This is a genomic window from Ruegeria sp. CL5 (assembly GCF_056536485.1).
Map to the genome: position 1 here is coordinate 477512 of NZ_JBQFPS010000001.1, position 23795 is coordinate 501306.

Here is a 23795-nt window from a genome sequence, read left to right on the forward strand (position 1 = left end):
TGATTCAAAAATACGCCTTATTCGGTGCTGTTTCTGCGCATTGTTTTCATGTAGACTGAATTTGAGCGCGGAATATCCGCACGAAACACACAAAAACCGGAGATTCACCGCACATGCTGGATGCAACAGACACACGACTGTTGTCAGCTTTGCAGAAAGATGCGCACCTGACGGCACATCAATTGGGTGAGATGTTAAACCTGTCGGCCAGTCAGGCGGGCCGCCGCCGACAGCGCCTTGAGGCTGAGGGCTATATCACCGGATATACGGCCCGGCTGGACCCGCTGATGCTGGGGTTGCAGGTTCAAGGGTTCATTCAGGTGCATCTGGGCACACATGGCCCCGAACAATCCGCCAGCTTCTCCCGCATGGTCAACACGCGCCCCGAGATCACGAGTGCCTGGACGATGACGGGTGAGGCAGATTACCTGCTTCATGTCTATTGTGACGACTTATCCGCACTCAACAGCTTGCTTCACGAAGTCATCCTGCCGCATCCTGCAGTAGCACGTGTGCAAAGCCAGATCGTGATGGACCAATTGAAACGTGACGCGCCGCTCCCGACCTGAGCGGATTTAAGAGGACAATAATGGACGAGTTCCTTTATCAGGCATCGATCTATTTGGCAGCAGCGGTGATCGCCGTTCCGTTATCCGCACGTCTGGGCCTGGGTTCGGTGCTAGGATATCTGGCCGCCGGAATTGCAATCGGACCGATTCTGGGCCTTGTAGGCGCAGAAACAGAGAGCCTTCAGCACGTCGCCGAGTTTGGCGTTGTCATGATGCTGTTCCTGATCGGGCTAGAGCTTGAGCCCCGCGCCCTTTGGGACATGCGCGACAAGTTGTTGGGGCTGGGCGGGCTGCAGGTTGGCCTGTCAACCGCCGCGATCGCAGCTGTGGCGTTCTACGCAGGCCATCAATGGTCGGTGGCGCTGGCTGTCGGCCTTACGTTGTCACTGTCTTCCACCGCTATCGTTTTGCAAACCTTGTCCGAGAAAGGGTTGATGCAGACCAATGGCGGGCGAGCCACATTTTCGGTTCTGTTGACGCAAGATATCGCCGTCATACCTATTCTGGCCTTTCTGCCCCTTCTTGCACTGCCTGCCAGCGTCCACATAGAAGACGATGGCTCGATCAATCGAGGTGTGGATTCCGCCCACGGAGCCGATCATCACGCCACACTATCGCTGGTCGAGGGTTTGCCCGGTTGGGCCGTCACGCTGGTAACAATCGGAGTGGTCGCCTTTGTCGTGTTGGCGGGAATTTACCTGACCCGCCCCCTTTTCCGTTTCATCCACGCCACCCGCCTGCGCGAGATGTACACGGCACTGGCGTTGATGATCGTGGTTGGCATCTCGTTCTTGATGACGCTGGTGGGCCTTTCCCCCGCCCTTGGCGCGTTTCTTGCGGGCGTTGTTCTGGCCAGTTCGGAATTCCGGCATGAGATGGAAAGCGACCTTGAGCCCTTCAAAGGTCTGCTGCTGGGTCTGTTCTTCATCACCGTTGGTGCCGGGATCGATGTGGGCTATTTCTTCGCCGATCCATTTGATCTGATCGGGCTGGCGCTACTTGTGATCTTGGCCAAAGGTATCATCCTGTTCATCGTTGGGCGTGCTTTCAAACTACGTGGACGTGATCACTGGCTGTTTACTTTGGGATTGGCCCAGGCTGGCGAGTTTGGGTTTGTACTGCTGGCATTCTCGACACAGCAAAACGTGATCCCTCCGGGCTTATCGCAAAAACTGCTTATGATAATCGCCCTGACTATGCTGATCACCCCTCTCCTGTTTATCCTCTACGATCTGCTTTCTCGCTATATCGGCGAGAGCAAGCCAAAGGTCGAACCAGATGAAATTGATGAGAGAGGGCCTGTCATAATTGCCGGGATTGGTCGCTTTGGTCAGATCGTGAATCGCCTGGTACAGGCAAGCGGATTCAAGACCGTGGTTCTTGATCACGACATTGAAACCATCCAGCTTATGCGCCGGTTTGGCGTCAAAGGATTCTTGGGCGATCCGACGCGTCCCGAACTGCTGCGCGCCGCCGGGATTGAAAAAGCCTCGGTTTTGGTCGCGGCCATGGATGATTACAAACAGGTCACCCGTCTGGTCGGATATGCGCGCCGCCAGCGGCCTGACCTGCACATCATCGCTCGGGCGCGAGATCGCACTCATGTTTACGAACTCTATCAGGCCGGGGCCAATGACATCGTGCGCGAAATGTTCGATGGGTCACTACGTGCGGGCCGCTATGTTCTCGAGAATATCGGCCTTAGTGAATATGAAGCCGCGCAGGCCGAACAAACGTTCTATCACCACGACCGAGGATCGGTACGCGAGTTGGCCGAGCTGTGGATACCCGGCATGCCTACCGCAGAAAACAAAAAGTATATCGAGCGGGCGCGGCAACTTGAAAAAGACCTAGAAACCGCGCTGCTGGAACTGGCTGAGGAACACGCCAAAAAGTCGGCTTAACCGTCTGCAACTCCGGCCTCGGCAAACGTTGCCATGCCGGAATGACAGGCCACGGCGCTTTTAAGAATATTGATCGCCAGCGCCCCGCCCGAACCTTCGCCCAGGCGCAAGCCAAGGCTTAGCAACGGTTCCTTACCCAGCTTGTTCAGCATTGCGGCATGTGCACCTTCGGCACTTTGATGGCCCGCAACAGTGTGATCCAGCGCAGTGTCCGAAAGTTGCGCCAAACAGGCCGCTGCCGCTGTGCAGATGAATCCGTCCAGTACGACCGGGATCCGCAACACACGCGCAGCGGCAATCGCGCCTGCCATGGCTGCAATCTCGCGCCCCCCTAGGCACTGAAGGATATGCAGACCGTCGCCCTGACCGTGCAGGGCAACCCCTTCGGCAACGACGCGGGTTTTGTTTGCCAGACCTGCATCATCCACACCGGTCCCGCGCCCAGTCCAGTCGGCGGCGTCTCCACCAAACAGCGCGCAAGCGATGGCGGCAGCCGGCGTGGTGTTTCCGATCCCCATCTCTCCGACAACCAGCAGATCGGCCTGCGGATCAACCGCTTGCCATCCCGTGCGCAACGCGCTCAGAAATTCCTCTTCGTTCATCGCGGGGGCTTGGGTGAAATCTGCGGTCGAACGGTCCAACTCCAGCGCGTGCACGTCCATCTTCGCGCCCGCAGCCTTGGCCAACTGGTTGATCGCCGCGCCGCCATGTTCGAAATTCATGACCATCTGCACCGTCACTTCGGGCGGGAACGCCGAAACGCCTTGCGCCGTGACACCATGGTTGCCCGCAAACACGATAACCTGTGGCGCGGTGATCTGAGGCCGCGCATCCCCGCGCCAACCTGCATACCAAATCGCCAGGTCCTCAAGCCGCCCCAAGGCTCCGGGTGGTTTGGTTAGTTGGCCGTTGCGCTCTTGCGCGCCCTGCACGGCAGAAGTATCCGGACCGGCCGCACCGTTCAGCGCGTCGCGGAAACTGTTCAAATCGTCGAGTTCAGGCAGCATTGAAAGCCTCGTTGCATCAGAGTGGTGCTGTGTGTTTAACCAAACCTGACAAAGCAACAAGACCCTGAAAGGCCTGGGAGTGACCAAAAACGACACTGCCCCATTTTCCATGTGGGATATTCCGCTTGCGCTGGTCTTGCTGACACGCTTGCCCCTGCCACGCTTGCCGGAAGAGGCGTTTACTCGCCAGTCGCGCGCCGTCTGGGCATTTCCGCTTGCAGGGCTGATAGTTGGTGCCCTGGCGTGTGGTATCGGGTGGATCGCAGTCTGGGCGCAGTTGCCCGAATATGCAGTCGCTGGCCTGATCGTTGCCGCGTTGATCGCAATCACAGGTGCTATGCATGAAGACGGGTTGGCCGATACGTTCGATGGCCTTTGGGGAGGGTTCACGCCCGAGCGGCGACTCGAGATCATGAAGGACAGCCATATCGGCACCTACGGTGTGCTGGCACTGCTGCTATTTCAGATTCTACGTATCACAGCCATTGCAGCTCTTGTTGGCGCCGAGGTGATGACAGGTGTGCTGGCTGCATGTGTGTATTCCCGATCTCTTATGCCCGCCTTGATGACTTTTCTAAAAAATGCCCGGCACTCAGGGCTAAGCCAATCGGTCGGCGCACCGCCGATATCTGCGGTATTAGCCGGGTTGGTAGTGGCCGCAGTGTTGGCATTGGGCTTATTGGGGGCTCTGGCGTTGATCCCAATGCTTTTTGCGATGATCGCCAGCCTGATTGTTGCGAAGATCGCCAAGGCAAAGATCGGAGGTCAGACCGGCGACATTCTGGGGGCAACGCAGCAGATAACCGAGATCACATTCCTGCTGACGCTGATCGCTTTGATCTAACTGGCACCCCCCGTCGCAATCCGCAGCGTCGCGCCGCAGTGCTTGCAATGCACAGCGTCCGGGTCGTGGCGAAACAGTCCACAGCTGGGGCATTTGTAACGCACTTTCTGCGGCATGAAGATCGCCTGCGCCAGACGCACGAACAGGGCCACACCAACAACCATGATGAAAACCGAAAACAGCTTACCACCCGGCGTCGACAACGTGATGTCACCAAACCCAGTTGTCGTCAGTGTGGCCATCGTGAAATACAGCGCGTCGATATAGGGCGTCTGGGTGTCTTCCGGCACAAAAAAGACCAATACAGCGGTCGAAGTCGCAAAGACAAAGACCAGCAAATTGATTGCAGCGATCACCGCGTCTTCATGCGTTCGGAAAAAGCTGCTGTCACGCCGCAAATCCCTGAGCAAATGGTATGAATGAATCAAACGCAAGGCGCGCAAAATACGCAGAAACGCCAAGTTGCCGGTCAGAAACGGATCAAGGAAAAGCGAAACGATAACAACAATGTCCGCCAACGTGTAAATCTGACGCAGTAGCTTCCAACGATCTTTCGATATCCAAAGCCGGGCAGAAAAATCCATGAGAATGAGCACACCGACCCCAATACTGGTTGCGGTAATACCCGGACCGTGCGGAATATGCGCGGTCGCAACAAAGAACACGATCGTCGCGATGTCGAACAGGATCAGACCATACCGAAACCAGACCGAAATCGGGTCGTGGCTGATGTATAGAAACTTCACAGCCTGCTTCATCTTGACCCCGTATCCGCCTAATATTCAGAGAAAAATACCCTGAAACGACTACAGCACCAAGCGACGGTTCATAAAAAAAGCCGCCCCGATACCGGAGCGGCTTTGAAATGGGTGGTGCATTTGATCAGGCAGCGCGTGAGGTCAGCACCTCATCCACCTGCTTGGCGGCCGAGATTTCATCTGCACCAGACACTGCAGCAACTTCGCGGGTCAGACGCTCAAGCGCGGCCTCATATAGCTGACGTTCGGAATAGCTCTGCTCGCGCTGGTCGTCGGTGCGGTGCAGGTCACGAACCACTTCAGCGATCGAGATCAGATCACCCGAGTTGATCTTTTGCTCATACTCCTGCGCCCGACGCGACCACATGGCGCGCTTGACCTTGGCCTTGCCTTTAAGCGTTTTCATGGCCTGACTGATCACATCAGGTGAGCTGAGTGAGCGCAGACCAGATTCGGTGACCTTGTTGGTCGGCACGCGCAGCGTCATCTTGTCTTTTTCAAAGGAGATTACGAACAGCTCAAGCGAGAAGCCTGCAACCTCCTGCTCTTCGATCGATACGATCTGACCTACACCGTGAGCTGGGTAGACGACATAATCGTTCGGGCGGAACTCAAGCTTTTTCGATTTCGACATTCAGATTCATCCTTCATTACTGATCGGGATATGAGACGACAAAAAGACCACAGCCGAGGCCCTAAACGGCCCCGTCAGGCGGCTTATTTGTCATAAAATCAGAACTCCAAAGCGAGCATACTTACGGAGCACATCCCAATCACAGTCATCATTCGACCCCAAGTATATCACAAAATTGCGACACTCAAAAGACCGACCTGAGGCAAATGGGAGATTCCCTTTTTACCTCAATGTATTATAGCGCAGATTGTTGTCTAACGTACGGTTAGGGGCCACCGAATCGGTTAACCACCTTCGCCGGGTGCTTCCGAGAAATATTTCTCCATCTTGCCTTCTTCGCCGTCGCGTTCCTCTGCCTCGGGCAAGGGGTCTTTCTTAGTCACAATCACCGGCCACATTTCCGAGTATTTCCGGTTGAACTCGACCCACTGCTCCATACCCGGCTCGGTATCGGGGCGAATTGCGTCGGCGGGGCATTCGGGTTCGCAAACACCGCAGTCGATGCATTCGTCGGGGTGAATGACCAGTGTATTCTCACCTTCGTAGAAACAATCCACCGGGCATACCTCGACACAGTCGGTGTATTTGCAGCCAATGCAGTTTTCGGTGACAACGTAGGTCATTTTGGAATTCCCGTTTGCGCTTTGGCGACTAGCTAATCCAGTCTGACCGCCTCTTCAAGGTCAGATCACCCCTTTGGGGTGCGAGAAAGATCAAGCGCGCGCCTTTCCTTCTTGGTTGGACGACCTTTTCCTTCAAATCCGGGATTCTTGGGCGGTACATCCTGCTTTTCGGTCATATCGAAGTACAAACCTTGCGCCTCGGGGGCCGGGCCGCGGCGCTCTCCGAGCGCTTCGATACGCACAACGCGGACGATCCGTCCCTGGGGAAAGGTTAGGACGTCCCCGGGTGCCACGGCCTGCGCCGGTTTCAGCACCCGGTTTCCGTTTAGTCTAACATGGCCGCAGCTGACCTGTTTGGCGGCCAGGTTACGGGTCTTGAAGAACCGCGCCTGCCACAACCATTTGTCGATCCGCAGCTTGGCCTCGGCCATCGCGGATCAGTTACCGTCCTTCAGACCCATCAGCGCTGCTGCGAACGGGTTGTCGGGATCGATGGCCTTTTCCTTCTTGGGCGGCCGAGACGAGAAGGACTTGGCACCCTGAGGTTTGCCACCTTTCTTACCATGCGGCTTGCGACCATCTTGCGGCTTACCACGCGGCTTGCCTTTACCCTGCCCCTGCTCGCGACGTGGGCCACGGTTTTGCTGGCGCTGGCGACCCCAGGTGAAGGTATAGAACACCTCGACCTCGGGTTCGTTCGCAGCAGGTGTCTCGTCTGCCGTCTCGGTGCTGTCGGTGGCCTCGGCTGACGCCTCGGCGGGTGTCGCGACGTCTTCGGTCGGCGCATCTGGCGCAGAGTTATCTTCAGCGACAGCTTGCTCGGGCGCGTCTGTCGTAGTTTCGGGTGCGGTTTCGACCGGTACTGGCTTCACTTTCTCACGTTCGCCACGTTCAGCCTTGTAGCCCAGCCCCTGCATCAGGTCGGCAAATTGATCCAAAGTCATACCAGTGATCGACAGCATATCAGGCTTGGCTTCGAAACCACCCCGGCTGTCCTCGGACCGCAACATGTCGGCCAGACGTTCGAGCATGTCGATCCGGATCGAGCGTTCGCCTGCATCGCGATAACCGCACATGGTGTCATAACCCTGCGGTGCATCCTTCGCGACCGGCACGGTGACCAGACCCGGAGGCGGTGCTTCGGGGAATTCCTGCAAGCCGCTGGACAATGCCCACAGAACCAGACGCAGGCGCGTTGGTGCAGGTTTCAGCAGCAGTGGCATGAAGATGGTGAACTGACCAAATCGGATGCCGTGCTTGCGAAGCGCGCCGCGCGCGTCCTGATCCAGATCCTTGACCTCTTGCGCGACCTGCGCACGGGGCAGCACGCCAAGCGCCTCAACCATGCGGAATGCAAAGCCTTTGGCAAGACCAGTCAGTTCTTCGTCGCGCGACAGATTCAGCAGCGGCTCAAACAGCGCCGCCACTTTGCGGTCGATGAAATGCTGCAACCGGCGCTGCACTTTCTGTTCGACGTCCGGACCTGCGGCCTCATCGACAAAAACCTCGACCACTGGCTTGAGAGGCTCGGCTCCGGCAACCAGCTTACCGACAGCATATTCGCCCCACATCAGTCCGCCCTGATCGGTGAAATCTATTTCGGTATCGGGCGCGTTGTAGAAGCGATCGGCACGCAGATGGAATTGCGGCGCGAGTGCTTGCAAAGAGGCCGATTTCAAAGCTTTCGCCTCGGTTCCTTGCGCGCTTTTGTCCGGCGAAAACCGGAACCCTTCCAGACGACCGACGAATTCGCCTTCGACGGTCACTTCACCCTTGTCATTTACTTCGGCCAAAAGGGCCTCCTTCTGTTTGAGCCGGCGTAGCAAAACAGATGTACGCCGGTCCACAAATCGTTGGGTCAGACGGTCATGCAGAGCGTCCGACAGCCTGTCTTCTACAGTGCGCGTCTCATCACGCCAATGGGATTCGTCACGCACCCATCCGTTTCGTTGCGCAACATATGTCCAAGTGCGAATATACGCCAACCTTTTGGACAGCGCATCAATATCTCCGTCCGTACGGTCTATGCGGCGGATTTGCCGCGCCATGAAATCGTCAGGGATGGATCCGCGCTCATGCAGGTGGCCATAGATCACTTCGAGCAGGCTGGCATGTTCGGCGTGGCTTATACCGCGAAAATCGGGGATTCGGCATACATCCCACAGCAATCGTACCGATGGTCCATCGCTGGCGCGGGCGACAACTTCGGTGACTTGGGACAAAGATTTCAGAACGTTCAGGTCGTCGGCGGGCCGCGCCTTGATCAGGTGCTCATTGTCGGGGCTGACCTCGAGCGAGTCGATCAATGCCTCGATCGAGCCAAACCGCAAAGCGGCATTCCGCCAGTTCAGCTTCTTCATCGGCGTGAACCGGCTGTCCATAATGGCTTGGGCCACGCCCTCCTCCAGCGGAGGGGCTTCACCAGTTACACCAAAAGTGCCATCCGACATACCTCGCCCGGCCCGCCCTGCGATCTGGGCCAGTTCGTTGGGAGCCAAAGGCCGCATTCGGCGGCCATCAAACTTGGTCAGGGATGAAAACGCCACATGGTTCACATCCAAGTTCAACCCCATGCCGATGGCATCGGTAGCCACCAGATAATCAACCTCGCCGTTCTGGTAGAGGTCAACCTGCGCATTCCGCGTGCGAGGGCTGAGCGCCCCCATGACCACCGCCGCCCCGCCCTTCTGACGACGCAGCAATTCCGCGATGGCGTAGACATTGTCGACCGAGAACCCGACAATCGCGCTGCGCGAGGGCATTCGGCTGATCTTTTTGCTTCCAGAATAGACCAGTTGAGACATCCGCTCGCGCCGGACAAACTGCGCCTCGGGAACAAGCGCGGCAATCGCACCCCGCATAGTGTCAGAGCCGAGGAACAACGTCTCATTCGTTCCACGCGAGCGCAGCAGACGGTCGGTAAAAACATGACCGCGTTCAGGGTCGGCACAGAGCTGGATTTCGTCGATAGCAACGAAATCGGCGCCCATCCCTTCGGGCATCGCCTCGACCGTGCAGACCCAATATTGCGCCCGCGGCGGCACGATACGTTCCTCGCCCGTGACCAGCGCAACGACGGAGGGTCCGCGAATGGCGACGATCTTGTCATAAACCTCGCGTGCCAACAGACGCAGGGGCAAGCCGATCACACCTGTCCGGTACCCCAGCATACGTTCAATCGCGTAATGGGTTTTACCTGTGTTCGTTGGGCCAAGTACGGCCACGATTCGGGATGACCCGCTCACCTTCGCCCCCTGCGCCCTGAGACTTACAGCGCCTTGCCTGCAACCTGAGGCTTCAGCCGATTCACGGCATTGGTTACTTCTTCATGATGGGGATGTATAGCCAATGCGCGCGAATAGGCCTCGAATGCCTGCTCGGGCTTACCTACAATCTCGAAGATCAGCCCAAGGCCATAGATAGCCTCATAATTGTTTGGGTTAAGGGTCAAAGCGTGTTCAAGATCCGCAGCTGCCATACCAAACCGCTCTATGCCGAAAAAAGCCGATGCACGCACGTGCCAGCCTTCGGCGAATTCAGGTGCATGATCAATGAGCGCTGTCAGATGGTCCAGAGCAGCCTCGACATCGCCATCATCCAACGCCTCTCGCCCGCGCTCAAGCAGCAAATCAGCCGAGGCCGAACCGGATTGTGACCACAGCGCCTGCAATTGCCGATCCAAACCAATGGCCTGCTCGGGCGTCGATTGCGCCAGTTGCTGCAACAGCTCCGCCTCGTCGCGCGAATCCGCCTCTTGCGCAGTACAAGTGGTGGAAAACGTGACTATGACGGCAAGTGCCGCGACGGTACGTTTGAGATTGGTGATTGCAATACCCATAACAATGGTCAGTGTAGCGTTGCGGCCGGGGATGTCCATTCACGGCGCATGAACAATATGAGGAAGACCATGAGCGATATTCTGGAAAAAGCCGCGGCGGCATTGAATGAGAAACTGTCTGGCGGCGATTTCGACGCGTCGGCCAAGTTTGCCATCGCCGATCTGGGATCTATCATCCTTGATGCAAGCGGTGCGCGCGTCAGCGACGACGAGGCTGATGTGACCCTCAGCGCCGATGCGGACACCTTTGAACAAATCCTCAGCGGCGACCTGAACCCAACCGGTGCATTCATGTCCGGCAAGCTGAGCGTTGACGGAGACATGGGAATCGCCATGAAACTCGCCTCGGTGCTGGCCTGATGGAGTTTTCGCCGGCCCCCTTATTCGAAGACGTGGCCGGCGGCCCTGCTGGTGGATTGGCCCATTGGCTGACTACCGAAGACGGCATACGCATCCGCGTGGCACATTGGCTGCCCGAAGGTGATGCGAGCGGCACGGTGATGCTGTTCCCCGGTCGAACGGAATATATTGAGAAATACGGCGACGCGGCCCTTGAATTCGTGAGCCGGGGCTTTGCCTGCTTTTCCGTTGACTGGCGCGGGCAAGGTCTGGCGGATCGCTTGCTTGATGATCCGAGAATCGGTCATGTCGAACAATTCACTGATTATCAGCATGACGTTCGATCCACCCTGGCACTCGCCACGCAACAGGAATTGCCCAAACCCTGGTTTGTGATCGGTCACTCGATGGGTGGTGCCATTGGGTTGCGCGCGGTTCTGGAAGGAGATGACTTCGCGGCTTGTGCCTTCACAGGGCCGATGTGGGGTATTTTCTTTACACCGATCATGAAACCGCTCAGCCAGCTGACCGCCTATTGGGGGCCGCGCCTGGGGTTGGGAGAGAAAAAGCCGCCCACAACCTCTCTGGAAAGCTATGTGGTGTCGCAACCTTTCGAAGGAAACGTGCTGACGCGCGATCCGGCGATGTACCGAATGATGCAGGGCCAGCTGGCCGCGCATCCTGAGTTGGCTTTGGGGGCACCATCCACCATCTGGCTGCGAGAGGCGATGGATGAATGCACCTGGCTGATGGAACAGACCGCGCCCGACATCCCTGCCCTGACCTTCTTGGGTAGTCACGAACAGATTGTGGATCGCAAAGCGATCCGAGCCCGGATGGCCGACTGGCCCAGTGGTACTCTGGTCGAGATCCCCGACGGCGAACACGAAGTTCTGATGGAGGCACCCGAGGTGCGCGAGCCGGTCTTTGATCAACTGGCTGCACATTTCGCGGCAGCCGCGGCGAAACCAAAACCCGAGCCCTGTCATTAAGGCCCAAGCCGACAGCTTGCTTGTGATCCGGACGTGCCGCGCCTAAATGTTTGCCAACGCAGTTTATTCGAGGTGTTCCATGCGCGACCTTCCCTTCCCCGTCCGTGATGCAAATGCAAGTGGCGGTGCCGATGATCTGGGCAATTTGCCGGAATGGGATCTGACGGACCTCTACGCCTCGGAAGATGCGCCTGAACTGTCCCGCGATCTGGACTGGCTGGAAGGCGAATGTGCGTCCTTTGCCGCAGATTATGAGGGCAAGTTGGCCGAACTGGACGCCGCTGGACTGCTGACCTGCGTGCTGCGCAACGAAAAGATCAACGCCATCGCCGGGCGGATTATGTCTTTCGCCGGTCTGCGCTATTACCAGCTGACCACCGACGCGGATCGTGCCAAGTTCCTGTCGGACATGCAGGAGAAGATCACCGTCTTCACCACGCCGCTGGTGTTTTTCACTTTGGAACTGAACCGCATCGATGATGACGAGCTGGCCGCGCATTTCGCCGCCAATGCCGATCTGGCACGATACGAACCGGTGTTCCGTCGCATTCGCGCGATGAAACCATATCAACTGTCCGATGAGTTGGAAAAATTTCTGCACGACCTCGGCGTTGTCGGCGACGCGTGGGAACGCCTGTTCGACGAAACCATCGCGGGCCTGACCTTTACCGTTGATGGTGAAGAGCTGAATATCGAAGGCACGCTGAACCTGCTGACCGAACAGGACCGTGCCAAGCGCGAGGCTGCTGCGCGTGAACTTGCAAGCGTTTTCCAGAGCAACATCAAAACCTTCGCCCGCGTTCATAACACGCAAGCCAAGGAAAAAGAGATCGTCGATCGCTGGCGCAACATGCCAACTGCCCAGACTGGACGTCACCTGTCCAACGACGTTGAGCCCGAAGTGGTCGAAGCGCTGCGCGAGGCAGTTGTGGCCGCCTACCCCAAGCTGAGCCATCGTTATTATGAACTGAAACGCAAATGGCTTGGTCTGGACGTCATGCAAGTCTGGGACCGCAACGCACCGTTGCCGATGGAGGACACCCGCATCGTTGATTGGTCCGAGGCCGAGAAGACGGTGATGGACGCCTATAACGCGTTTGATCCTCGGATGGGTGAGATCGCAGCCCCCTTCTTCTCGAAGGGTTGGATCGACGCGGCGGTTAAGCCTGGCAAAGCGCCCGGTGCCTTCGCGCACCCCACCGTCACCGAGGTCCATCCCTACGTGATGCTCAACTATCTGGGCAAACCGCGCGATGTAATGACTCTGGCGCATGAATTGGGCCACGGCGTACATCAGGTTTTGGCCGCCGATCAGGGCGAGATGCTGTCATCGACACCGCTGACTCTGGCCGAAACAGCCTCGGTTTTTGGCGAAATGCTCACCTTCCGCAAAATGCTTGATCAGGCCGAAACCCCGGAACAGCGCAAGGTGCTGTTGGCCGGTAAGGTCGAGGACATGATCAACACGGTTGTCCGCCAAATCGCGTTCTACGACTTCGAATGCAAACTGCACGCCGCCCGTCGCGAGGGCGAACTGACCCCGGACGACATCAACGCCCTTTGGATGAGCGTTCAGGCCGAAAGCCTTGGCCCCGCATTCGAATTCATGGACGGGTACGAGACCTTCTGGGCCTATATCCCGCACTTCGTCCACTCGCCCTTCTACGTCTATGCCTATGCGTTTGGCGACGGCTTGGTGAACGCGCTCTATTCGGTTTACGAAAGCGGTGCGGACGGGTTCGAGGACAAGTATTTCGAAATGCTGCGTGCCGGCGGCTCGAAGCACCATAAAGAGCTTCTTGCCCCGTTCGGACTGGACGCCAGCGATCCCGAGTTCTGGGACAAAGGCCTGTCGATGATCTCAAGCTTTATTGACGAACTGGAAGCGATGGAAAGCTAAATCTAAGGGGCAGCTTGCAAGGGCTGCCTCATTTCTCTTTGGTTGATTTCATCGTCGTCACGAAAATGGCCGTCACGATCAAAAACGCGCCGACAATCGCAAGCGGTGTGATCGTTGCGCCCAGAAACAGCGCCGAATTGACAAAGGTAAACACAACCGACGCGGCGAATAGCAGCGTCGCCGTCAATGTCGACACGCGCGCGGCGGCTTCGTACCAAAGATAATAGGCAAGCGCGGTGGGCAAAACGCCCAGAAGGATCAAGAAGATCACATCATTTGCGGTTGGCATCTGGAACGAGAAAGCCGCCGGTGGCATCAACAAGACGCCCGAACACAAAAAGATGCCAAACAGGAAGTTCAACCTTTCGGCGGTAGTTTCCGAGGTCTGCATCGCGCGGCTGCTGGAAATCAGGAACACCGCCCAGCTGAGCCCCGCCCCGATTTCCATCAGATCGCCCAACAGGGGCTCTCCCCCGCCCTGAAAATCCCGGTAGACGGTCAGAAACACACCGAGGATCGCCAACAGCGTCGCCAGCACATCAGTCCGGCCAACGGTGGTATCCGCGAAGAAATACAGGAATATCAACACGAAGAACGGCGCGGTATTCTCAAGCACCATCGCATTAGCAGCACCTGTATGTTCCAAGCCTATGTGGAACAGGATATAGTTCACTACCGTCGACAAAACCGCCAGCCGGAAGTTCCAATCCCTGTACCGAACCGAGACCCGCGCGCCCATCACCCGCAACATGCAGTAGATCGCAAATGCGGCTATGAACAAGCGCGATACGGCAATCTGTAACCCACCGAGATCACTGGTCAGGTACCGCACGATAACGCTGTGCGTGCCCCATAGAAACGCGGCGAGGAACCCAAGAACCAACCCGTTTTGCAGTAATGATCTCTGCGGCTGATCCTTCAAAGGGCGCTCCTAGCGTTACTTCAGCTGACTGTCTTTCGAACCCCGCCGATTGATCCCGCCGCGGGTCTTGAAGCTGCTGTCACGATCTTGCTGGCAGTCCAGGCACAGCTTTACGCCGGGCAAAGCAAGGCGGCGTTTTTCGGGGATCGGTTCCTCGCATTCGGCGCAATGGGTCAGGCTTTCGCCCACAGGTCGCTTTTGCGCCTGCATCCGCGCCAGCTCATCCGAAATCGACGCTTCGATCTGTTCACTCACCGCGCCATCGCGCGCCCAACCGCCCGCCATTTGACCCTCCTGATCCGGTCGGGACAGGATACGCGAGACACCACGGGCGTGGCAAGCTAGAGCGATACGGCGTTGTCAAAGACCTGATCGATAACCTCTTGCGTACCCCTCACGAATTCCAGTGGACAGGGATATTCAGACCCCTCGCGAACCGATCGGCAGAACGCCTCGACCTGCAACTGATAGTGGTTTTCCGCCGGAAACCGAGGCACCAGAACCTCAAGGCCCGGCCGGTGCAGTTCAACCCGCGCTTCGCCGAACACGCGGGCATTGAACGGAGCCGTCAGACGGATCATGCCGCCCTCTCCGTGAAACACCATTTCCTGATGCGGGTGCATGCGCGTCGAGACGTAGCTGGAATAGGTAAAGTCCGGAAACTGAGCGCGAATTTCGGTGAAGACATCCACGTCGTTCTCCCATCGGATCGCGCCGCTGACCGAGACCGGCTCTTGCCCGGTCGCAAACCGAGCGCTGCCGATAACATACACCCCGATGTCACGCAGACCGCCCCCGCCGGTTTCCGCACGGTTGCGAATGTTGCCTGTGTCCGCCCGGTTGTCATAGCTGAACGCCCCGGTGACATGGACCAGCCGTCCGATCGCTCCGTCCGCGATCAGTTTGCGTGTCAGATGCCACTGCGGATGATGCACGATCATGTATGCTTCGGCAGCCAGCAACCCGGTCTGGTCCCGCTTGGCGATCAGAGCGTCAAACTCATCAGCCCGCATGGTCATCGGCTTCTCGCACAGCACATGCTTGCCCGCGTCCAGCGCCTTCAGGCTCCATTCGACGTGCAGATGGTTGGGCAGCGGGATGTAGACCGCTTCGATCTCAGGATCGGCCAGCAGGTCCTCATAGCTGTTGTAGACGTTCAGATCAGGGCAATATCTGGCGAATGGCTCGGCCTTGGCCGGGTCCGAGGTCGCTAACCCTGCCAGCCGCGCGCCCTCAGCTGCGTGGATGGCCGGTGCCATCTGTTGCCGGGCGAATCTGGCCGCACCCAGAACACCCCAATTGACCGGTTTATGCATCTGCGCCCCCTAAAATTGACGTAACCCGCTCGCAGCGAGCTCAATGAAAATCAGTTACTGATCTGTCTATCAATCACCCGCCAATAAGTCAGTTCTTTCTCGGGCCATTTTGAGATCATGCGTCTTGGATAAATTTTAGATAAGTTTAAAAGAGACCGATAACCCAATGTACTAAATTGGTAATCCAGCAGCGACTTGCGCCACACCTGCCCTCGCAAATCAAATTTGTTGATCCAGTCTGATACTGCCGCCGTAGTCCAATCATCCACGGAAACACGTTCGGATGGAGCCCCGGCAACATCTGAAACAAAGGCAGACAGGGTGGGAGGCTTACTGAGATGCCAGCAACACATTCGATTACAGGAACAGTGCTGAAAAGCGGTGATCCCGGGACATTTGACAGCGACAATCAGGATTTCGACATCCTGCGTGAAGCGGTGATTGCAGCCGGGCTAGCGGATGCGCTGAACAATCCAGAGGCGCATCTAACCGTCTTTGCCCCAAACGACGCTGCCTTCATCACTCTGGCGCAGACGCTTGGCTATCAGGGGGATGACGAGGCCGGAGCATTGGGCCACATCATCAAAGCACTCACGTTGATTGGTGGTGGGGACCCCATCCCGTTGTTGACTAATATCCTGCAATATCACGTGGTTGATGGAGAATTCGACAGCACCACTGTGGTCGGTCTGGGCGACGGGGCAGAAATCCCAACTCTGCTTGGTCCGTCAGTCGAACTGAACCTTGAAAGCGATCCCCCCAGTCTGGGCGATGCTGATCCGGGCATTGATGATCCAGGGCTGATCGCGTTCGACGTGGATGCGTCAAACGGTATAATCCATGTGCTTGATGGGGTGCTTTTGCCCGTCTCGGTATCGGGCATTCTGGGTAAAAAGAACACAGACTTTATCCTGGGTGATAGCAGCGATGAGTTCATCTTTACCGGCCGCGGCAAAGATTTTGTTCACGGTGATGGCGGCAATGACGTGATCAACACCGGCTCGGGCAACGATGTGGCGCTTGGCGGTGCCGGGAATGACATCATCTTCGGCGGGCGCGGAAAGGACATTCTGCGTGGCGACGAAGGCCATGACAAAATCTTCGGTGGCCGTGGGAAAGACATCATCGACGGTGGTGAGGGCAACGACAAGCTATTCGGCGGTCATGGTAAAGATATGTTCGTTTTCGAAGAAGGCGACGGTCACGACTGGATTGTCGATTTCCGCGTCGGCAAGGACAAGATTGACCTGTCCGAATACGATGGCATCACCAGCTATGAGGACATCGAGGACGATATCGATGGCAAGTTCTTTGGTACCAAGATCGAACTGGATGACGGAGACAGCATCTATCTGTCAGGTGTCTGGGCAAGTCATCTGTCCGAGTCGGACTTCATTTTCGCATAAAAAATCAGGCCGCTCATCTGGCGGGCTGATATCTGCCTGGGATCAGTTTGATCCCAGCATCCCCTTCTCGCGCGCAAGCTCTCGCATCTTCTTTTGCAGCTTCTCAAACGCGCGCACTTCGATCTGACGAATGCGTTCACGGCTTACACTGTATTGCGTGCTCAATTCCTCAAGCGTGACAGCCTGATCCATCAGACGGCGCTGGGTCAGAATATCTTTTTCACGATCATTCAAGACGTCCAACGCAGCGGCAAGCAGCTCGCGCCGGGCTTCCAGTTCATCGCGCGCCTCATAGTCGCTAGCCTGATCAGCATCTTCATCCTCTAGCCAATCCTGCCATTGCATCGTGCCTTCGCCTTCGGACCCGACGGTCGCGTTCAGCGAGGCATCACCACCGGACATCCGGCGGTTCATGCTGATCACTTCATCTTCTGTCACACCGAGGTCTTCAGCGATCTTGGCCACGTTTTCAGGACGCAGATCGCCTTCTTCCAGCGCGCCAATACGCGCCTTCGCCTTACGCAGGTTAAAGAACAGCTTTTTCTGCGCCGAAGTTGTGCCCAGCTTCACCATCGACCACGACCGCAGGACATATTCCTGAATCGAAGCGCGGATCCACCACATGGCATAGGTCGCCAAACGGAATCCCTTTTCAGGGTCGAATTTCTTGACCGCCTGCATCAGGCCCACATTGGCCTCGGAAATCACCTCGGCCTGCGGCAAACCATAGCCGCGATATCCCATCGCAATCTTGGCCGCCAAACGCAGGTGTGACGTGACCATCTTATGTGCGGCCTCGGTATCCTGTTCCTCGACCCACCGCTTGGCCAGCATGTACTCTTCCTCTGGCTCCAGCAGAGGAAACTTACGAATCTCCTGCATATAGCGGTTCAGTCCACCTTCAGGTGTCGGTGCTGGAAGATTTGAATAATTTGCCATTTATTTCTGCCCCTTGGACAAATGTTTAAGCCCTTAACATGGGATATGGGTACCAGACCCGGTACATTCAAGAGGATCTGATACAAGTCTGGAATTAACCCTATGTAAAGGAAAGCTGAAATTGCGATTTTCACAAGCCTTTGCAGATTATTTCAGCGGCTTTCTCAGGTTTTCCAACAGCATTGACATATCCTGCGGCAACGGCGCCTCAAATCGCAGCATTTCGCTGGAAACTGGGTGTTCGAACCCAAGCACCGCTGCGTGCAGCGCTTGACGTGGGAATGCTCGCACAGCTTCAATCGCCTCGGGCGCGAACGCACGCGCTGCCAATTTGCGTTTGCCACCATAAATCGGGTCTCCGACAAGGCCATGGCCAGCGTGTGCCATATGGACACGGATTTGATGTGTCCTGCCCGTCTCGAGCCAGCATTCGACTAACGATAGGCCACCGGACGGCCCGAATACTTCGACAATCCGCGCTCGTGTCACCGCATGCCGTCCACCGTGAAACAGCACGGCCTGCTTTTGCCGATCCGTTTTGTGTCGCGCCAGCTGAGTCGTCAGACGCATAATGTTGCCGGGCTCAAAACTAACGCCCTTTATCCCACGCAATCGGGGATCGTTGGCGTCGGGCACGCCATAACAAATGGCGCGGTAGTAGCGCTCGACGCTATGCGCTTCGAACTGGGCCGCCAGCCCATGATGCGCCACATCCGATTTGGCCACGACCAACAGGCCACTGGTTTCCTTGTCGATCCGATGTACGATTCCTGGGCGTTTGACACCGCCGACTCCTGATAGATCTTCGCCGCAATGATGAAGCAGCGCATTGACCAGCGTGCCGTTCGGCGAGCCCGGTGCCGGATGCACCACCATACCAGCGGCCTTGTTGATCACGATCAGATCGTCATCCTCATAGACAACTTCCAGAGGGATATCCTCTGGGCCGATATGGCTGTCTTCGGCCTCAGCCACTGTAATCCCGATCTGTGCATCTTCGGAAATTTTGGCCTTGGGGTCTTTTATGACCGCTCCATCGACGGTGACTGCCCCCTCGGTGATCAATCGTGTCAGTCGGGTACGCGACAGGTTCTCTTCCGCTGGCACATCCCGCGCAAGCGCCTTATCAAGGCGGGGCGGCGGAGCGGCCGCGATTTGAAACTCTATCAGGCGGGTGCCCATGACTGTCCCTTCCGAACCTCAGGAACCGCAGGAAACACCGCAGCTTAGACTGCTGCGGCGCATGGTCATGCTGTTGACCGCGGTTATGATTGGCGGGGTTCTAGTTACATTCGCCCTGATTGTCATCCGCCTATCCGACCGCACACCCAAGCTGCCCGATCAGATCGAGTTACCTGGCGGAGCAAAGGCCCAAGCATTGACCATCGGCAGCAACTGGTATGCGGTCGTGACCGAAGACAATCGTATTTTGATCTTTGACAAGACAACCGGAAAACTGCGGCAAGAGATTGCACTGGATTAGGGCCGCGTCTACCCCGAAAGCCTGTTCAACTGATTGGTAAACCGCTTGTAGGGCGGATAAAGATCGCGCGCTTTCTCAAGATACGGCCGCGCCTTTTTCTTGTTTCCACGCCGCATGTGGATCTGACCCGCCATACCCTGAATAGCGACACTGACTTCATCCTGATCAGCGGCTTGCAAGATCAGCTTCTCGCCCTGCCCGATCTGGCCCGTCCGCTCCAGCAAAAGGCCCATTGCGTACAGAAGAAATGGGCTTTCGGGGTCGCAGGCCAGCGCCTCGGCCATTGTTTTTTGGGCGGCGTCGGTATCGCCCTCCGCTTCATAAAGCTCGGCTAGTCGTTTCTGATACAGTGTATTTTCCGGCACTTCAGCTACTATCCGACGTGTTCTGTCGATGGCCTGGGCGCCGGAGACATTGCCCAGATGCTTTTGCAGTACAACCTGCGCGCTCTGCAATCGCGGGTCGTCTGCGGGTACGTCAGGCAAATCGTCCAAGGCTGAGCTCAATGCTTCCAGCCTCTTAAGCTGATCAAACAGGCGTCTTGCGCGTTGATCCAGCGCCAGATCCGCCCAATCCAGCAGAACGAAATCAAAGTTGCACGGCCGCCATGATACCACCTTGTGCTGAACTAGATAAAGATTGTTGAACGGTGGAAAACGGCGCTGACGCACCGTGCGCTGTAACGACCAGTCAACCGGCGGCAGCAGTCGATGTGCCAGATGTGACCGGTACAACATTCTGGAACCCAGCACTACAACATCCGGCCGTAATGGCTTGGCCCAGAACGCTTTTGCAAAATGCCGTGTCGCCGCCCAGCGTTTGCCCTGCACACCCAGAATGGCGCCACGCAAAGCGCACATGACGGCATAATCTTCGGGCCAGAGATGCGGATTCTCCAACCCCTCACGGGCAAGCGTCTCGCTTTCCTGCCACTTGGACAGGTAAAAACAATTCAGTGATTGCAGCAACGGCATAAAGGCATTGTCAGCCCCGGTGTCCAGGATGGGTTTCGCACTTTCATACGCCTCTTCACAGCGATCCTGAGCCGATAGATATTGCGCCGCTTTTGCATAGATATGCGCAGCCTCCGAAGGATTCAGAAACTCTGCTGGTCCTTGCGCGACCCGCTCGATGACGCGCTCATTCGCCCCTTGCAATTCCTCCTCAGTCAATACATCGCGAAACACCTTGCGCTGCTGTCCCGATATCCGCGCCGCTGCCATCGAAAAGGCCGAAATATATGGTGCAATCACCTGATCCGCCCGCGACATTGCGTAGAGTTCCAGAAAGTCTCGTTGCGCTCGAGTTAGACCCGACAGATCGGCAATGTCCGACATTTGCATAAGCTGCGGAAACCGCTGCTTAAACCGTACGATCAACTCGGGCTGATCTGAGAACATGATCGCCGTCTGGCCCCTGGATTTTTCCAGATGGACCTCATAAAACTCTTCGGGCTCGATCTTGGCGGGCCAGGTTGAGTGTTTCCACGGCAATCCATTCAAGATATCGCCACGACGGATGTGATAGGCAGAAACCCCCTGCCCTGAAAGTTTTTCATCCGCCCGATCCATGATCTGACGAACCTTATCGACGAACCCAACACCGCGGATGAAATCACGATAACGGGGGCGGATGGCTTCGATATCCTCCCAAGGGAACGCCAGCACCTCGAACCCTTCTTCGACCAGTACCGAACGGCCCGAGGCTAAATGGTCCATCAACCGCTCTGGCGATGGGTCGTTCTGGAAAGCCCAAATCGGCTGAGCGGTCTCATTCAGTGCGTCGAACTCTGGCTGATTAAGAAAATGCGCATCCATCCAATCAGTAGTGAACAGCTCCTCGGGCTGATCCAGTTCCGGTGCGTCCGCGCCCTGTGGGAACCAGTTCACGCGGTAGTCGGTCTCAAAATCTTCAGCCAGACGGATGCAGGTCAGGATCATTAACAGGCGCGCGCCCATACGATCCTTGCGCTGCCCAATGAAAACGCCTCGCTTCTGGGTCATGGCAAAATCTGGGCAACCGCCCTCATGTCGAATTTGCCAATATCTTGAAACATTAGGACATTCCCAAACCGCGTTTGCCTATCGTCTTACACAACCGCAGCGGCTGCGGCGAGATGCTAAATCTGTGGTGTCATGAGTTTCGCCAAAAATGGCGTTCAACCTGCAACAACCGGTCGGGCCTGTGACAAATCCGGGGAAATTCGAATGGCCTGCGTGATCGTGCTCAGATCAGAGATGGCTCTTTGCGAGATGATATCTCCGGGAATGCGCGTTGCCGCTGCCAAGGCATCGGGCAGTGATATGCCAACTTTTGTCGTCAACACACGCAAGGCAGTGGTCAGATCAAGATCAGCCCCAGCCAGTGTTCCGTCCTGCAAGGTTAGCCTACCGTTTTTTCGTTGGATGATGCGTCCTTCCAACTTGAACTCTGTCAAGTCTGTCCCAGCGACGGCCATCGCATCACTGACCAGAAACAGGCGGCCCGGCCCTTGCTTGGCGGCGAAGGCCGCGCGCATTGTCTCTGGGTGAACATGAATCGCGTCTGCGATCAGACCTGCTGACATTGCGCCTTGGGAAAGGACGGCGCCAACGAGGCCGGGCTCGCGGTTGCCCAATTGGCTCATGGCGTTGAACAGATGCGTCGCACAATGCGCGCCTGCCTTAACGTACGTCACACAGGTTTCAAACGCAGCATCACTGTGCCCCATTGAGACGATGACTCCCGCTTTGGTAAGCGTTTCGACCTGAGCCGTCGTGACACTCTCGGGTGCAATCGTGACCATAAGCGCAGGCAGCACCTTTGCCGCATCTAACAGTTGCTGAAGATCGGCACCTTCCATGGGCCTGATCAGTGCAGCGTCATGCGCGCCTTTGCGACGCACGGACAGGTGCGGGCCCTCAAGGTGCAGTCCTGCAATCCCGTGCACCCCCTGTTTGATGGCCTGCGTTGCGGCCGCTATCGCGGCTCTGGTCTTTTCAGGTGTATCCGTAATCAACGTCGGCAAGATCGATGTCGCCCCAAGTTGGCGATGTGCCCCTGCGATACGCCGCAGTGTTTCGACTGACGGATCATCATTGAACATGACACCTCCGCCGCCATTGACCTGCAAATCTACGTAACCAGGGCTGAGAATGTCACCCGACAGATTCTCGATCACTTCACCCGCAGACAGCTGAGATTCGGGCAAGAAGCAATCCAACCTCCCGTCGACGAAGCGGGCCGCATGCCCTTCTACCAGCATTTCGCCGTCGAAAATCGGCCCTCCGGCGAAGGTGATCGTCGCAGCCGTCATACCGTTTCCGTCACTTTCCGCAGGTGGCGTGGTGTATCAGGGTTGATACCGCGCCGTGTGGCTACTGCCTCGACCAAACCGTAGAAAGACGCAATCGAGGCAACCGGATCCGTCATCCAGTGCGATGTGCGCACATGCGGCAGCGACACAGCATCAGCCACCTTGTTGGTTGTCGCAAAGACCTTTGCCCCTTTGCCCGCAAGCGCATCCGCAACCTCGGCAATATTGGCCTCGGCCGCATCACCTGAGGCGAAGGCTATTACTGGAAACCCCTGATCGACAATCGAAACCGGACCATGCAATACCTCGGCCGAGGAATAGCTTTCCGCGTGGATCTGGCAGGTTTCCTTGAATTTCAGAGCCGCCTCATTCGAAATTGCCCAGGACATGCCACGCCCAAGCGTGAACAGTGATTGGCCATCAACGGCGTCTACGACAGCGCCCCAATCGCATGTGATCGCGCGCGACAAAACATCCGGCAGTTTGTGGATCGACGACAGCAATTCATCATCGCCCTTGACCTCGGCCAACAACCAAAGCCCGGCAACCAGAGAGGTGACGAAAGTTTTGGTGGCAGCCACGCTCAGTTCAGCGCCTGCGTGGATCGACAGAGCCGAAGACGCAACCTTGGCCAGGGCCGATCCTGTATCATTGGTAATTGCAACCGAGTATGATCCGCCTTCAGTCAGGGATTTTGTCAATTGAACGATATCCGGGCTTTGGCCCGATTGTGACACCGAGATACACAGGGCGCCGGGGCAGCGCATGTCTACCCCGTAAATCGATTTGACGCTCGGCCCGACCGACGCCATGGGCAGGCCCAGCAGCAGTTCAGACGCGTATTTCAGATAGCTGCAGGCATGATCCGACGATCCGCGTGCGACTGAGATCAGGAAATTAGGATCATGCTCGCGGATCGCGCCAGCAGTCGCGGAGATCGCCCTGGCACCTTCGGTTAAAAGTCGATCAACGGCGAAGGGTATCTCGTTGATTTCCCTCCGCATTTGAGTTGTTTCGGTGGACATA

The 23795-nt window shown here is 56.9% G+C and carries 23 protein-coding genes; 8 read left to right on the forward strand and 15 right to left on the reverse strand.

Annotated features, from left to right (window positions below):
• Nucleotides 1-113 precede the first annotated feature (113 nt).
• Entirely contained in the window at nucleotides 114-569 is a 456-nt protein-coding gene (locus tag ACR0IU_RS02350; protein WP_010439413.1) for an Lrp/AsnC family transcriptional regulator, read from the forward strand.
• Between the two features lie 20 nt (nucleotides 570-589).
• On the forward strand, nucleotides 590-2473 hold the full coding sequence (locus ACR0IU_RS02355; RefSeq protein ID WP_170539127.1) for a monovalent cation:proton antiporter-2 (CPA2) family protein: 1884 nt from the start codon (nucleotides 590-592) through the stop codon (nucleotides 2471-2473).
• Here ACR0IU_RS02355 and cobT read toward each other — a convergent pair.
• Complete coding sequence (cobT, locus tag ACR0IU_RS02360; RefSeq protein ID WP_480715110.1) at nucleotides 2470-3480, reverse strand: nicotinate-nucleotide--dimethylbenzimidazole phosphoribosyltransferase; 1011 nt, start codon at nucleotides 3478-3480, stop codon at nucleotides 2470-2472. The genes ACR0IU_RS02355 and cobT overlap by 4 nt on opposite strands.
• 79 nt (nucleotides 3481-3559) lie before the next feature.
• Between cobT and cobS the strand changes: the two genes are divergently transcribed.
• Nucleotides 3560-4324 carry an adenosylcobinamide-GDP ribazoletransferase gene (gene cobS, locus ACR0IU_RS02365; protein ID WP_480715111.1) on the forward strand — a complete coding sequence of 255 codons (765 nt, stop codon included), beginning with the start codon at nucleotides 3560-3562 and terminating at the stop codon, nucleotides 4322-4324.
• Here cobS and ACR0IU_RS02370 read toward each other — a convergent pair.
• The 6 genes from ACR0IU_RS02370 to ACR0IU_RS02395 all read right to left on the reverse strand — a co-directional run bounded on the left by ACR0IU_RS02370 (nucleotide 4321) and on the right by ACR0IU_RS02395 (nucleotide 10216).
• Nucleotides 4321-5082, reverse strand: a complete 762-nt coding sequence (locus ACR0IU_RS02370) for an ion channel (protein WP_010439404.1) — start codon at nucleotides 5080-5082, stop codon at nucleotides 4321-4323. The two genes, cobS and ACR0IU_RS02370, sit on opposite strands and share 4 nt — an antisense overlap.
• A 124-nt stretch (nucleotides 5083-5206) precedes the next feature.
• On the reverse strand, nucleotides 5207-5716 hold the full coding sequence (locus ACR0IU_RS02375; RefSeq protein ID WP_010439402.1) for a CarD family transcriptional regulator: 510 nt from the start codon (nucleotides 5714-5716) through the stop codon (nucleotides 5207-5209).
• Nucleotides 5717-6000: 284 nt separating this feature from the next.
• A complete protein-coding gene (gene fdxA / locus ACR0IU_RS02380; RefSeq protein WP_010439399.1) occupies nucleotides 6001-6339 on the reverse strand; it encodes a ferredoxin FdxA in 339 nt (112 codons plus the stop codon).
• Between the two features lie 65 nt (nucleotides 6340-6404).
• Nucleotides 6405-6770 (reverse strand): RNA-binding S4 domain-containing protein, encoded by a 366-nt coding sequence (locus ACR0IU_RS02385; RefSeq protein WP_480715112.1) that lies wholly within the window; start codon nucleotides 6768-6770, stop codon nucleotides 6405-6407.
• A 6-nt stretch (nucleotides 6771-6776) separates the two neighbouring features.
• A complete protein-coding gene (locus ACR0IU_RS02390; protein ID WP_480715113.1) occupies nucleotides 6777-9584 on the reverse strand; it encodes a helicase-related protein in 2808 nt (935 codons plus the stop codon).
• A gap of 23 nt (nucleotides 9585-9607) precedes the next feature.
• Entirely contained in the window at nucleotides 9608-10216 is a 609-nt protein-coding gene (locus ACR0IU_RS02395; protein ID WP_480715114.1) for a tetratricopeptide repeat protein, read from the reverse strand.
• Between the two features lie 30 nt (nucleotides 10217-10246).
• Here ACR0IU_RS02395 and ACR0IU_RS02400 point away from each other — a divergent pair, with 30 nt between their 5' ends.
• From ACR0IU_RS02400 to ACR0IU_RS02410, 3 genes are all read left to right on the forward strand, one after another.
• Nucleotides 10247-10537, forward strand: coding sequence for an SCP2 sterol-binding domain-containing protein (locus ACR0IU_RS02400; protein WP_010439389.1), 291 nt, complete (start codon nucleotides 10247-10249; stop codon nucleotides 10535-10537).
• Nucleotides 10537-11508: an alpha/beta fold hydrolase gene (locus ACR0IU_RS02405; RefSeq protein WP_480715115.1), complete on the forward strand. Its 972-nt coding sequence runs from the start codon at nucleotides 10537-10539 to the stop codon at nucleotides 11506-11508. Before ACR0IU_RS02400 ends, ACR0IU_RS02405 begins: the two co-directional genes overlap by 1 nt.
• A 79-nt stretch (nucleotides 11509-11587) precedes the next feature.
• A complete protein-coding gene (locus ACR0IU_RS02410) occupies nucleotides 11588-13408 on the forward strand; it encodes a M3 family oligoendopeptidase (protein ID WP_480715116.1) in 1821 nt (606 codons plus the stop codon).
• Nucleotides 13409-13436: 28 nt separating this feature from the next.
• Here the strand turns inward: ACR0IU_RS02410 and ACR0IU_RS02415 are convergent, their stop codons facing one another.
• From ACR0IU_RS02415 to ACR0IU_RS02425, 3 genes are read right to left on the reverse strand one after another with little or no spacing between them, the layout of a single operon-like run.
• Complete coding sequence (locus tag ACR0IU_RS02415) at nucleotides 13437-14330, reverse strand: DMT family transporter (protein ID WP_480715117.1); 894 nt, start codon at nucleotides 14328-14330, stop codon at nucleotides 13437-13439.
• 15 nt (nucleotides 14331-14345) lie between these two features.
• Nucleotides 14346-14615, reverse strand: a complete 270-nt coding sequence (locus ACR0IU_RS02420; protein ID WP_480715118.1) for a DksA/TraR family C4-type zinc finger protein — start codon at nucleotides 14613-14615, stop codon at nucleotides 14346-14348.
• Between the two features lie 56 nt (nucleotides 14616-14671).
• Nucleotides 14672-15646 (reverse strand): Gfo/Idh/MocA family protein, encoded by a 975-nt coding sequence (locus ACR0IU_RS02425; protein ID WP_480715119.1) that lies wholly within the window; start codon nucleotides 15644-15646, stop codon nucleotides 14672-14674.
• A gap of 338 nt (nucleotides 15647-15984) precedes the next feature.
• Here ACR0IU_RS02425 and ACR0IU_RS02430 point away from each other — a divergent pair, with 338 nt between their 5' ends.
• Nucleotides 15985-17052 (forward strand): fasciclin domain-containing protein, encoded by a 1068-nt coding sequence (locus tag ACR0IU_RS02430; RefSeq protein WP_480715120.1) that lies wholly within the window; start codon nucleotides 15985-15987, stop codon nucleotides 17050-17052.
• Between the two features lie 42 nt (nucleotides 17053-17094).
• Here the strand turns inward: ACR0IU_RS02430 and rpoH are convergent, their stop codons facing one another.
• Both rpoH and ACR0IU_RS02440 read right to left on the reverse strand, forming a co-directional pair.
• Nucleotides 17095-17991, reverse strand: a complete 897-nt coding sequence (rpoH, locus tag ACR0IU_RS02435) for an RNA polymerase sigma factor RpoH (protein WP_480715121.1) — start codon at nucleotides 17989-17991, stop codon at nucleotides 17095-17097.
• A gap of 147 nt (nucleotides 17992-18138) precedes the next feature.
• Entirely contained in the window at nucleotides 18139-19173 is a 1035-nt protein-coding gene (locus ACR0IU_RS02440; RefSeq protein WP_480715122.1) for an RluA family pseudouridine synthase, read from the reverse strand.
• Here ACR0IU_RS02440 and ACR0IU_RS02445 point away from each other — a divergent pair.
• A complete protein-coding gene (locus ACR0IU_RS02445) occupies nucleotides 19172-19474 on the forward strand; it encodes a DUF6476 family protein (RefSeq protein WP_480454669.1) in 303 nt (100 codons plus the stop codon). The two genes, ACR0IU_RS02440 and ACR0IU_RS02445, sit on opposite strands and share 2 nt — an antisense overlap.
• Nucleotides 19475-19482: 8 nt before the next feature.
• On the opposite strand, the gene ACR0IU_RS02450 is transcribed toward ACR0IU_RS02445, so the two are convergent.
• The 3 genes from ACR0IU_RS02450 to ACR0IU_RS02460 all read right to left on the reverse strand — a co-directional run bounded on the left by ACR0IU_RS02450 (nucleotide 19483) and on the right by ACR0IU_RS02460 (nucleotide 23794).
• Entirely contained in the window at nucleotides 19483-21477 is a 1995-nt protein-coding gene (locus ACR0IU_RS02450; RefSeq protein WP_480715123.1) for a tetratricopeptide repeat protein, read from the reverse strand.
• A gap of 155 nt (nucleotides 21478-21632) precedes the next feature.
• Nucleotides 21633-22769, reverse strand: a complete 1137-nt coding sequence (gene nagA / locus ACR0IU_RS02455) for an N-acetylglucosamine-6-phosphate deacetylase (protein WP_480715124.1) — start codon at nucleotides 22767-22769, stop codon at nucleotides 21633-21635.
• Complete coding sequence (locus tag ACR0IU_RS02460) at nucleotides 22766-23794, reverse strand: SIS domain-containing protein (protein ID WP_480715125.1); 1029 nt, start codon at nucleotides 23792-23794, stop codon at nucleotides 22766-22768. The genes nagA and ACR0IU_RS02460 overlap by 4 nt, the downstream gene beginning before the upstream one ends.
• Nucleotide 23795 lies beyond the last annotated feature (1 nt).